Origin of the sequence: Paenirhizobium daejeonense, assembly GCF_014280875.1 — a bacterium.
GTDB lineage: Bacteria > Pseudomonadota > Alphaproteobacteria > Rhizobiales > Rhizobiaceae > Allorhizobium > Allorhizobium daejeonense.
Map to the genome: position 1 here is coordinate 490,803 of NZ_JACLAL010000003.1, position 11,817 is coordinate 502,619.

Consider the following 11,817-nt stretch of genomic DNA (forward strand, 5'->3'; position numbering starts at 1 on the left):
CATCCCTGGGCGAGCCGGTTCTCCGTGGATTTCCAAAACCCCACAGAAACCCACGTAACAGATAAGTGCGGCTAAACGGTGTTTCAAGCGATCACGGATGCGTTATGACATTACGTTTTGTTAATGTCCGGAGCGCTCAGTAGTCGAACAGTTTGCGGTTCTCGCGCCATGTTTTGCGGAGTTTATCCCCGTCGCGAAAACCTTCTTCCAGAAGGCGGCAGCACTCGATCCTGTCATGCCTGAAGTGACGGAAATCCTGCCGCATTTCGCACCATGCCGCAAGGTGTATGCCATCGACATAATAGACGAGGCCGAGCGGGCGTATCGTTCTTTCCGTCTCCCGGTTTTCCGCGTCGCGATAGGCGAGCCGCAGCTTGCGTTCCTCGCGGATGGCGCGGCGCATGGTGGCGAGGTCAGCCTTCGGCTCGGGTATCTCGTGCCATCGGGAGACGTAAAGCGGCATGGCGTCGATGCCTGTCGTGTCGCAGGGTAGGACGTCGCCGATCTTGGCGGCGGCGCTGCGACCGGCGGCTTCCAGGCTGCTGTCGCCGGTGCGAGCGACGAGCGACAGACCGACGGCGATCGCCTCGATCTCTTCCGGGGAAAACATCAGCGGCGGCAGGTCGTAACCCCGGCGCATGACATAGCCGACACCGGCGGCCCCCTCGATCGGCACGCGGGAGGCCTGCAGGGCGGCGATGTCGCGGTAGACGGTGCGCTTCGTCACCTCCAGCCGCGTGGCGATGGCTTCGGCGGTCAGAGGCGTCGGAGATGCGCGCAGCATCTGGATGATGTCGAACATGCGGCTCGGCTGCACCATCGCCGTCTCCCGGCCCTCCGGCCTCTGCTGACAAGAAGCTGTCAGCAGTATTCTGCTACAGCTTTTCCGTCTTTCCAATCCGTCGAGATTTCCCCATGCAGATGCCATCCTATATTGTCGGCCTCCTCAGCGTCTCGGTTGCGACCATCGCGCTCAGCACCGCGGGGCTGATGACGCGGCTGATCGACATGGACAGCGCGACGCTGCTCTTCTGGCGAGGCACGATCAGCGGCGTCTTCCTGCTTGTTTGCTTGATCGTGGTCCGGGGGAGGAGCGTCTATCGCGATTTCGCGAGCCTTGGGCTCTCTGGGCTTGCCATCTGCGTGGCATCCGCCGTCAGCGCCTCGTTCTTCATCGCGGCTCTGCACGAGACGACGGTTGCCCATGTCGCCATCATCTTCGCGACCTGTCCCTTCGCCGCTGCCGGTCTGGGCTTCCTGATGCTCGGAGAGAGGCCAGGGCGCGGCGCGCTTGCCGCAAGCGGTATCGCTCTCGCCGGTGTCGTGCTGATGATCGGGCAGGGAGGAGAAGGTTCGATCTTCGGCGATCTCCTTGCATTTGCCATGACGCTTACCATCGCGCTCTGGACCGTTCTCGTGCGCCGCTATCCGGACAAGCCGGTGCTTGCCTGCTCGGTGCTGTCAACATTGCTGAGTGCTGCCTTTGCCGCGCCCTTCGCTGCTCCGCTTGCCACGTCCAGTGGGGATCTCATGGTGGTCCTGCTCTTCGCCATCTTCGGATTTTCGCTCGGCGTGGTGCTGCTGATCGTCGGTTCGCGCCTGCTGCCGCCCGTGGAGGCGGCGCTGATCGGGGCGATGGATGCGCCGCTGGCGCCGCTCTGGGTGTGGCTGTTTGTCGGAGAGGTGCCTTCCGGCGCGACCATGGTTGGAGGCAGCGTGGTGCTTGCAGCGGTGGGGTTGCATGTTGTCGCGACGACCAGGCAGAACATGCGGGCGCGGACCGCCTGAAGGCTCTGGCCGTGATGTATCGGCATCGGAGTTGAGGTTAGGCGATCTTCCTAAAAATCGACCTTGAGATTGGCTTTGGCCGCGTGGGATGCCGAGCCGGAACCGAACTCGCCGGAATAACTCATGTTCAGCCGTGCGCTCTTGGTGAGCGCGACGGTGATGCCTGCCTCGGCCACCATGGCATCGTGCGGAATGATCACGCCTTCGATCAGGAAGGCGCTGCCGCCGGCAAAGGCGAAGCTGGTCGATGGGGAGAGGTCGCCGAAGGCATGACGCCAGCCGAGCATGCCGGAAACCATGAACGGTATTTCACCGGCCGTAAGGTCGGCCGACCATCGCAGGCCGAGCGTGGACAGGGCTATATCGTCGGTGGCGCCGGCTGCTGAAAGCGCTGCCGCACCGCCGTCTTCCCGGAACCCGTCGGTTCTCAGGCTGAGGTAGGCGATATTGGCGAACGGCTGCAACGTCATTTCGTCCAGCTTCGTTGTCCAGGAGATATCGGCGAATGCCTGCGCCATGGCGCTGCGATAATCCGCCGTTAGCCGGTCCTCGAAATTGCTGAAGGACACATCTCTGGCGGTCGACACCTCGTTCACCGAGTAGATGGCGCCCGCTGTGAGGCCGAGCGGGCCATAAGTACCACCGGCATAGAAGCCGAGATGATAGGTATCGTAGTCCGCCAGACGATCGAGGCTGGTGCGGCCGTAACCGAGCATGCCGCCGACGCGCCATTCGTCCGACACTGCCGCATCGGCGCCGACGAAGAGTCCGGCGGAGGTGCCGTCGATCCCGGCTGCGTTGCCGTCTCCGTCAAGCCGGTTCGTCGTGCCGTATCCTGTCGTCCAGACGCTCAGGCCTTCGGCTGTGCCCGGAAGGGAGGCGTGTACGGCGCTCATCCGGTCGAGGATGGCCTCACGCGGAATACGGCCGTCCTGCAGTGCCCGGCTCTTGAGCGAGGCATGGTCCTCGCCGCTCAACTGCGAAAAAGCATCGGTTGCCGTCGCGGCGTTCAGGGAAACGACAGCGAGATAGAGGGAGTTGGAGGCGCCGAGTGCTTCGACAGCGCCTGCGGTCGAGCGCCCGTTGGCGGTCGAGGCGACATCGGCGAAGGCCACGTCGTTGCGGTCGAGACTGAGATCGATACCGGTCCCGCCGTAGGTCAGCACCGGTGTCAGGAAGGCGAAGTCGCTTGTGACGTTTTCGAAGCTGCCGGTGATGCCGGAGGCGGCGGTGATGATCGTGTAGTCGATGCCGGGCGTATAGCTGCCGGTGCCGGAAATGAGTTCCAGCGCGCCGCCACTGATGATGACTGCGCCAGAGACATCGATGCTGTCGGAGTTGCCGCTTGCATCGATGTCGACCTGATAGGTCGAGCCGGCCACGAAGGTCAGGTTGCCATTGACGGAGATCGTCTGCATGCCGGGGCCGGGTGAGAGCGTGCCGCCGGAATAGATGGCGAGACCCGCCGTCGTGCCGCTGCCGGAGAGAGTGCCTCCATCATAGACCCCGACTGCGCCGAGCACCGTACCGTCGTTGGTGAGCGTGCCGCCTGTAACGTTAGCGGTGCCGCTGATGGTGCCTGTATTGGCGAAGAGGCCGTCGGTGTTGGTCAGCGATGCGATGGTTCCGTCGCTGGAGCTGGTGCCGGCATTGGTGACCGCATCCGCAACCGCGCCGCTGTTGTTGACGAAGGTGCCATTCGCTCCGATGTCGACGTCTGCAAGCGTGGCGTTGTTGACGACGGTGCCGCCGGTGACTGTCGTCGTTCCGGTGACTGTTCCGCCGGAATTGTTGGTGAAGGTACCGCCGGTGTTCTCGACCGATGCGATGGTGCCGGCATTGCTGGTGTTGCCGGCATTGGTGACATTGCGTGCCGTTGCGCCGGTGTTGTTGACCAGTGTCGCGCCTGCGGCAACGTCGGCATCGGTAATGACGAAGTTGTTGGTGACCGTTCCGCCCGTCACCGTCGTCTCGCCGGTGACTGCTCCGCCGAAATTGTTGGTGAAGGTGCCGCCGGTGTTGGCGAGCGAGGCAATATCGCCAGCATTGGACGATGTCCCGGCATTGATGACATCACCAGCCGTCGAGCCGGTCGTGTTGGTGAAAGTGCCGCCGGTTGCGACATCGACGTTGCCGAGTGTGCCGTCATTGGTGACGGTGCCGCCCGCCACTGTGGACTGGCCTGTTACTGTGCCGTCGGAATTGTTGGTGAAGATGCCTGCAGTATTCTCGACGGAGGCGAGCGTTCCCGAATTCGAGAGCGTGCCTGCATTGGTGATGTTCTCGGCGGAGGCGCCGAAGTTGTTGACCAGCGTCGCGCCCGCGGCAACATCGGCATCGGTGATGACGAAGTTATTGGTGACCGTTCCGCCCGTCACCGTCGTGTCGCCGGTGACCGTTCCGCCGGAATTGTTGATGAAGGTGCCGCCGGTGTTGGTCAGCGAGGCAATGGTGCCGGCGTTGGAGGTCGCCCCGGCATTCGTCACGTCGCCGGCGGTCGCGCCTGTGTTGTTGATGAAGGTTCCGCTCGCGGACACGTCGACATCGCCGACATCCCCGTTGTTCGTCAGCGCTGTCGTGGCTCCGACCGCGGCACTGCCGAGCGTGCCGTTGACGGTGACATTGCCGTTGTTGAGCGTCAGCTTGCCGTTGAGATCGCCATCGATGGACAGGCCGCCGCCGTTCATCTCGACGTTGGAATTGAGCACGCCGCCGGCATTGATGCTGATCGTACCGGAACTCAGTGTGGTGCCGCCCGTGGCGGTCAGTTCGCCCGTGTTGGTGACGATGACGTTGCCGCCGGAGACATCGAGATCGGTGATGACGAAGTTGGTGGTCACCTGCGGCGAGCCGGTCGCAACCGTTGCGCCATCGCCGGTGCCGGGTGCCGAGGGGTTCCAGTTGGCGTCGTTGGAGAATTCGTTATCGGAAGCGCCGGTCCATACCGACTGCGCAAGCACCGGCAGCGCAATGGATACCGAGACCATTGCGGTGAAAAGCCCGAGATGCCGGGAATATGCCGAGAGCCGTCTTTTCCTCATGATGCCCGATGCTAGCGAGGCCGCCGCAGATGCGGGTTCGCTAACAACAGGTAGACAATCATGGTTAATGAAGTGCTACGGCGGTCCGTTGCCATGAGCGGCAAGTCCATCCGCGTCATGGCCCGCACCGTCTGTGGAGCACCCGTCATGAGATCAGGAACGTGGCTGCTCGATGGTTTGCAAGGCGTCGATGATCTGCTGCATGTCGTCCGGGATCGGGGCTTCGAACGCCATGGTCTCGCCCGTCGTCGGATGCTCGAAGGCGAGGAGATAGGCGTGCAGCGCCTGACGGTGGAAACCGTTGACGATGGATTTCGCCGGTTCCGGCAGAAGGTTCGCCTTGGTCTTGAAGGCTGCGCCGTATTCAGGGTCGCCGATCAGCGGATGGCCGATATGGGCCATGTGCACGCGGATCTGATGGGTGCGGCCGGTCTCCAGCCGGCATTCGATCAAGGAGGCGAGGCAGCTTGCATCGGGCTTTTCGCCATAACGCTCCAGTACCTCGTAGTGGGTGATCGCCTCGCGAGCATCGTCACTGTCGTCGCGCTTGACGGCGCGCTTGGTGCGATCGCCGGCGCGGCCGAGCGGCGCGTCGATCGTGCCGTGAAGCGTGCGGGGACGGCCCCAGACGATGGCCTGATATGCGCGCTCCAGCGGGCCGGTGCGGCCATGGTCGGCAAACTGGTCGGCGAGATGACGGTGTGCCGCGTCGTTCTTGGCCACCACCATGACGCCGGAGGTTTCCTTGTCGAGGCGGTGCACAATGCCGGGGCGCTTGACGCCGCCAATGCCCGACAGGCTGTCGCCGCAATGATAGATCAGCGCATTGACCAGCGTGCCAGTCCAGTTGCCGGCACCGGGATGGACGACCAGGCCGGCCGGTTTGGCGATGACGATCAGGTCGTCATCCTCGTAAAGCACCTCGAGCGGAATGTTCTCGCCCTTGGGTTCCGGGTCTTCTGGCTCCGGCAGAACGACGGACAGGCGGTCGCCGGGCTTGATCTTGCGCTTCGGCTCGGTGACGGCCACGCCGTTGATGGTGATCGCCCCCTGTTCGATCAGCGCCTTGATGCGATTGCGCGAAAATTCTCCTGATAGCTCCGCCGTCAACCAGGCATCGAGCCGTCCTTCGGCGTCTTCGCCGGCAATCAGCTCTTTTCTTGACGTCTCTGTTTGTTTAAAGGGGTCGTTCATTCTGTCATCCCGCGTGTCTACCACCGGCATTGCGGCAGAGGTTTTGCTGCCAATTGGCACAGACCGATGCGATCCACAATCGACGGCCATGAAAATCATGGCTGGTTTTCCCGAGCTAAGGTTCGCAGCAGGGAAAATGCAAGAGCCCCTGCGAACGATAAGGACCCGGGATACCAGCATGGCAAATGTCGAGCCCGACGAACAGGAAGAAAAGCCGCTCGATCCGGCGATGGAAAATGTCCGCCGCAAGATGGTGAAGCTCCAGCTCGTATCCGGCGGCATCATGCTCCTGATGTTCATGGCGGTGCTGGCGGCGATTGTCTACAAGGTCACGCGTAAAGATGGCGCCGAGCGTCCCGTTGCCGTTGGCGGCAGTCTTGCCGTGCCTGCCGATCAGCCGGTTGCTGCGACCGCAGCGCTCCCCGCCGGCTTCCGTGTGTTGTCGACGTCGCTTTCCGGCACGCAGATCCTGTTCTACGGCGAAGCCTCGGATGGCCAACGCAAGGCTTATGTCTTCGATATCGCCGTCGGCCGTATCGTCGCCGACGTGACGCTCTCCGCAAACTGACGGTTTCCCGTGTCCGGACGCACCTTCATCACCATCGAGGATCCGAAAGACCCCCGGATTGCGGAATTCTCCCAGATCCGCGAGCGGGACCTGACGGGGCGCTCCGGGCGCTTCATCGCCGAGGGAACGGTCGTCCTCAGGATGCTGGCCGCGGCGCATCGGGCGGCTCGCGATTTCCGGGCGGAAAAGATCCTGCTCCTGAAAAACCGCGTGGACGGTGTCGGCGATATCCTTGCCGCTTTTCCCGAAGATATTCCGGTTTATATCGCCGATGCAGCGGTGATCGATGCCATTGCCGGCTTTCACCTGCATCGCGGCGTGCTGGCGCTTGGACAACGGCTGTCTGTTGCCGAGCCGGCTGATCTCGTCGGTCGGTTGCCCGAGACATCGCTGGTACTGGTCGGCTGCGGGATTTCCAACCATGACAATGTCGGCTCCCTGTTTCGCAACGCCGCCGCATTTTCCGCCGATGCGGTGTTGCTCGACGAGACCAGTTGCGACCCGCTTTATCGCAAGGCGCTCAGGGTATCTGTCGGTTCGGTGCTGGCTACCCCCTATGCGCGCGGCGGTTCCGCCGAGGCCATGCTGTCGTCGCTTGCTGACGCGGGTTTCTCGATCTGGGCGCTTTCACCTGCAGGCAGGACAGAACTCAGCTCGATTCCAGCCGCTGACCGGATGGCGCTCGTGGTGGGAACCGAAGGGGAGGGATTACCGTCAGAAATACTCACTCGCTTCGCCACGGCACGGATCGCCCAGTCGCCACAACTCGACAGTCTCAATGTAGGCACTGCGGCGGGCATCGCCCTTTATTCTATGGCACGGGCCATGGGGCGGATTTCTTGAGCGGCAGGTGAGGGCGTCGACCCTTATGCGGCCTTACTCCGCAGCCGGGTGCTGATTGGAGGTTTTTCCCGCAAGGCCAGGATCGAGAGCCAGCGCCCGTTCGGCAAGGCTCGGATGGTCACTCGCGCCCTTGAGTGATTTGCTGCGTAAAAGACCTGGGATCGGTGAGCCATCGCCTTCGCGGTGAGCCGTGACGACGATCATCTTGGCGGCGATGTCGGCGATTTCCTCGCGCAGGGCATCGTCGTTCGCCGGCGACCTGGCCTTCAGCAGGCGTTCTGTCAGCGCCGTGTGGCGATGGCGAAGCTCTTCGGCCAGCCGTTCGATATCGATTTCCGGAGCCGGAGTTGTCATCAGGGCGGGAGCGGGTTCGATCAACTCTCCTTCTGCCATTTCGCTCTCCTTGAAATCCGGGACAGGCAGGTTGGCGCCGCGCAGCGTCTTGGCAACCTGGCGCAGCTGGCCGTTTGCCGACTTGAGGTTCTGCTTGAGGCGGGCGATTTCCTTGAGACGACGGTCGATGGTGGCATCCTTGTCTACGTTCTCGGACATCTGCCGAGCAAGGCGGTCGTCGAGCCGTAGCAGCTTGTGTTCCTCCTGGGAGAGGCGCAGTTCGGCGTCCTTTGCCCGTTTGGTCAGAAGCTTGGTCTCACGGCGCAGTTCCTCGCGTTCGTCGCGCAGGGTCTGGACCCGCATCTTCAAGTTCTCGATCTCGGTTTCCCGGCTGGAGGCCTCGATCTTCATGTTGTCGATGTCGGAAGCCATCAAGCGAAGTCGCTTCGACTGGGCCTCGATTTCCAGCCCCTTGGCGACAATGTTTTCCTCAGTGCGCTTCAGCGCTTCCTTGAGGTTGTCGGCTTCGAGTTCAGCGCGGCGAATCTTGGAGCGGAATTCGGCCGCCTCCACGCTCATTTCATTAATCTGCGCATGCAGATCCTGGTTCTCGGCGACGAGACGACTTGCCTCATGTCCAAGCTGTTCGTTCGAAAGCTTCAGGGCGATCGACTTTTCCCGTTCGCGGGTGAGTTCCTGCGTGGTGCGGGCGTTCTCCGCGGCATAGACGGCGCGGGCCATGTCCTTCTGGGCACGGATCTCCTGGGGGCTGAGCGGCATCGTCGCCTTCAGTCGGTTCTCGGTATAGAGCACGATGCGCTGGTGGATTGCGGGCGCAACCAGCATCACGACCAGAGCGGCCGCCATAAATCCCAGTCCAAAAAGCAGGCCATATTCGATCACGGGCGCGCCAATTCAGGTTCGTCGAACAAACAAATTCGATAGTGGCCCATTGCTTCGCTGAGCAAGTGAGCATCAATAAATATATAATCTATGCACGATGCATAGAAAAATCCAGTAAGCTTGTGCGAACCGTACGACCTGACGTTATCAGAAAGGATTCCAGGTCGGCTGGCGGGTCAGCTTGAGATAGCCGACGTTGACGCCAAGCCGGGCCCCGATGCCGGTCCTTATCGGCACAAGCACGACGTCGCGGCTCTTCATCGCGGTCATGCCAAGGCCGGCAACCACATAGGCCGAGCCGCTGACGCCGCCGTAGCGGGCGTAAAGGCTGTCCACCGACGGCAGATCGTAGACCAGCATCATGACACGCGTACCATTGCCGCCATAGTCGATGCCGAGCGAGGGGCCTTGCCAGAACACATCGTGCTGGCCGGCGTTCTTAGTGTAGAGGCCGCCTTCGCCATAGGTGAGGCCGGCGACGAAGGCGCCGGAGCCTTCCTGGCCGAGAATGTAACCATTCGGCAGTCCGTACTGCTGGAAGGCCTTTTCGATGACCTTGGCGAGGCCGCCGCTGGCTTCGCCGAAAAAGCCGTGTCCGGCATCGACGATTTCCTGAATGCTGTATTCGCCGTCGGCATAGGACGACCGTGGGGCGAGGGTCAATGCGGTGATGACCAAGAGTGCGGCTGCCAGCAGTCGGTGGCCGGCGAAGTCGCTGAATCTCAAATGGCGCATGGGGGTCCTCCGTCCGAATTTCGATGCAATCGGCATCTCCAATGCTTATGGGCCAATTTAGAAAGCATCGTCTTAATAATCGGTTTACCAAATATGGTGTCATTATGGCTTAAAGGAATCCGACCATGCCGGAAGCCGGGATTCGACCTATCCGGTTTCTTTCGTCGGGATTGCGTTCTTCAGGAGAGACGATGCCGAAAAACCCGAACCTCACTCTCGCCGGTCCCGATCTTGCGGCTCTGCTGTGCAGCAGGGTCTGCCATGACGTGATCTCGCCGGTCGGAGCGATCAACAACGGTCTGGAACTGCTCGATGAGGGCGGAGCCGATGCGGATGCGATGGACCTCATTCGCGCAAGCGCCCTCAACGCTTCGGTGCGCCTGAAATTCGCCCGTCTAGCGTTCGGCGCTTCCGGCTCGGTCGGCGCGTCGATCGATACGGGCGAGGCCGAAAAGGCCGCCAAGGACTTTGCCGCTGCGGAGAAGAAGACCGAGGTGTCGTGGAACGGTCCGCGCGCCATCATCGCCAAGAACCGGGTGAAGCTGCTGCTCAACCTTTTCCTCGTCGCTTATGGTGCGATCCCGCGTGGCGGTTCGCTGGAGGTGTTCCTGGAAAACCCGGAATACGACGCCAAATTCAAGATCGTGGTCAAGGGTCGCATGATGCGGGTGCCGCCGAAATATGCGGAGATCTGCAATGGCGCCATCGAAGAGGCGATCGATGCCCATTCGATCCAGCCGTACTACGCCGTGCTTCTCGCCGAGGAATGCGGCATGGAGCTGAAACATATCGTCGCCGAAGATCATATCGCCTTTACTGCGGAAATCCCCGCAGCCTGAGTTGAATATTCAAAAATTCCCGCCGTTCTGTTTCAAGTCGGGACGGCGGAGCGCGACTAGCGGTAACTTTTCCTTAGTTGAAAGCTCCTATGCTTGGTTGCATGGATCTAAATTCCGTTTGCGGAATGAGATCGGTACAGGGAGTTGACGATGCAGCGCTTAATGATCGTGGATGGTTCCGACGTCGTTCGCAAGGTGGGCAAGAAGATCCTCTCGGAGCTTGGTTTCCTCGTCAGCGAAGCCGCTTCCGCCCGCGATGCCATCCTGCGCTGCGAAACCGAACTGCCGAACATCGCGATCATTGACGCCGGTCTCGACGGAGCCCTGGACCTGATAGCCAACATTCGCGCGCTGCCCGAAGGCAAGAGCGTGCGGATCTACTATTGCGTCGTAGAAGCCGACCTCAAGACGATGATGGCCGGCAAGCGCGCCGGAGCCAGCGACTTCCTGCTGAAGCCTTTCGACCGAAAGATCCTGACGACGATCTTTACCAACAAGGCAATCGCTGCCTGATCCTCCGAGAGATTAAACCTCCCCATCTTGCGCCCCGCTTTGTCGGGGCGTTTTTGTTAGGGCTTCAGGCCTTTTCGGATGGCCGACGACCCCGCCTTTGCCGAATGGCTGCCAACAACAAAAAAACCTGCCCGGAGAGGGCAGGTCTTGAAACCTTGGGGGATCTGGCAGCGGGTTAGGAAACGGCTTTATGCCGTTTCCATGTATTCCGAACCGTCGGGCTCGCGCAGGACGTAGCCACGGCCCCAGACCGTCTCGATATAGTTCGCGCCGCCTGCGGCGTTTGCGAGCTTCTTGCGCAGCTTGCAGATGAACACGTCGATGATCTTGAGTTCAGGCTCGTCCATGCCGCCATAAAGGTGGTTGAGGAACATTTCCTTGGTCAGCGTCGTACCCTTGCGGAGCGAAAGCAACTCCAGCATCTGGTATTCCTTGCCGGTCAGATGAACGCGCTGGCCGCCGACTTCGACGGTCTTGGCGTCGAGGTTCACGATCAGTTCGCCGGTGATGATGATCGACTGGGCATGGCCCTTGGAGCGGCGGACGATCGCATGAATACGAGCAACCAGTTCGTCCTTATGGAACGGCTTGGTCATGTAGTCGTCGGCGCCGAAGCCGAGACCGCGTACCTTGTCCTCGATGCCGGCCATGCCGGAGAGGATCAGGATCGGTGTCTTGACCTTGGAGAGACGCAGCGTGCGCAGCACTTCATAACCCGACATGTCGGGCAGGTTTAGATCGAGCAGAATGATGTCGTAGTCGTAGAGTTTGCCGAGATCGACACCCTCTTCGCCGAGATCCGTAGTGTAGACGTTGAAACTTTCCGATTTGAGCATCAATTCGATGCTCTGCGCCGTAGCGCTATCGTCTTCAATGAGTAGAACCCGCATAATTATCCCCTTTACCGCCGCCGAAAGGTCGAGTTGGCCCCCTACGCGATACGGATCCAGTCGTTGCCTGATTTGAAGGCTGCCACCAAATGGTTAACAAATTCTGATTCCCTCTGGCAAGGAATATCGAATTCATTAAACATTTTTTGCAGTCTCCTGATTTTTCACAA

Annotated in this window: 11 protein-coding genes; 5 read left to right on the forward strand and 6 right to left on the reverse strand. The window is 61.1% G+C overall.

All coding sequences use genetic code 11. The annotated features are described in order from the left end of the window. Window positions 1-136: 136 nt before the first annotated feature. On the reverse strand, window positions 137-820 hold the full coding sequence (locus H4I99_RS09160) for a helix-turn-helix transcriptional regulator (protein WP_163900574.1): 684 nt from the start codon (window positions 818-820) through the stop codon (window positions 137-139). A 95-nt stretch (window positions 821-915) separates the two neighbouring features. Between H4I99_RS09160 and H4I99_RS09165 the strand changes: the two genes are divergently transcribed. Further along, on the forward strand, window positions 916-1,788 hold the full coding sequence (locus H4I99_RS09165) for a DMT family transporter (RefSeq protein ID WP_163900572.1): 873 nt from the start codon (window positions 916-918) through the stop codon (window positions 1,786-1,788). Between the two features lie 50 nt (window positions 1,789-1,838). On the opposite strand, the gene H4I99_RS09170 is transcribed toward H4I99_RS09165, so the two are convergent. Continuing rightward, entirely contained in the window at window positions 1,839-4,829 is a 2,991-nt protein-coding gene (locus tag H4I99_RS09170; RefSeq protein WP_163900570.1) for an autotransporter outer membrane beta-barrel domain-containing protein, read from the reverse strand. 153 nt (window positions 4,830-4,982) lie between these two features. Next, on the reverse strand, window positions 4,983-6,023 hold the full coding sequence (locus H4I99_RS09175) for an RluA family pseudouridine synthase (protein WP_163900569.1): 1,041 nt from the start codon (window positions 6,021-6,023) through the stop codon (window positions 4,983-4,985). A 178-nt stretch (window positions 6,024-6,201) separates the two neighbouring features. On the opposite strand from H4I99_RS09175, the gene H4I99_RS09180 reads away from it, so the two are divergent. Both H4I99_RS09180 and H4I99_RS09185 read left to right on the forward strand, forming a co-directional pair. After that, entirely contained in the window at window positions 6,202-6,591 is a 390-nt protein-coding gene (locus tag H4I99_RS09180) for a hypothetical protein (RefSeq protein WP_163900567.1), read from the forward strand. Between the two features lie 9 nt (window positions 6,592-6,600). Next, window positions 6,601-7,434 (forward strand): TrmH family RNA methyltransferase, encoded by an 834-nt coding sequence (locus tag H4I99_RS09185; RefSeq protein WP_163900565.1) that lies wholly within the window; start codon window positions 6,601-6,603, stop codon window positions 7,432-7,434. A 33-nt stretch (window positions 7,435-7,467) separates the two neighbouring features. On the opposite strand, the gene H4I99_RS09190 is transcribed toward H4I99_RS09185, so the two are convergent. After that, window positions 7,468-8,634, reverse strand: a complete 1,167-nt coding sequence (locus tag H4I99_RS09190) for a coiled-coil domain-containing protein (protein WP_194362070.1) — start codon at window positions 8,632-8,634, stop codon at window positions 7,468-7,470. A gap of 183 nt (window positions 8,635-8,817) precedes the next feature. Then, window positions 8,818-9,405 (reverse strand): DUF1134 domain-containing protein, encoded by a 588-nt coding sequence (locus H4I99_RS09195; RefSeq protein ID WP_163900561.1) that lies wholly within the window; start codon window positions 9,403-9,405, stop codon window positions 8,818-8,820. A gap of 191 nt (window positions 9,406-9,596) precedes the next feature. Between H4I99_RS09195 and chpT the strand changes: the two genes are divergently transcribed. Then, entirely contained in the window at window positions 9,597-10,244 is a 648-nt protein-coding gene (chpT, locus tag H4I99_RS09200; protein ID WP_163900559.1) for a histidine phosphotransferase ChpT, read from the forward strand. 150 nt (window positions 10,245-10,394) lie between these two features. After that, on the forward strand, window positions 10,395-10,757 hold the full coding sequence (locus tag H4I99_RS09205; protein ID WP_163900557.1) for a response regulator: 363 nt from the start codon (window positions 10,395-10,397) through the stop codon (window positions 10,755-10,757). A gap of 188 nt (window positions 10,758-10,945) precedes the next feature. Here H4I99_RS09205 and ctrA read toward each other — a convergent pair whose 3' ends face one another. Next, window positions 10,946-11,647, reverse strand: a complete 702-nt coding sequence (ctrA, locus tag H4I99_RS09210) for a response regulator transcription factor CtrA (protein WP_099058674.1) — start codon at window positions 11,645-11,647, stop codon at window positions 10,946-10,948. Window positions 11,648-11,817 lie beyond the last annotated feature (170 nt).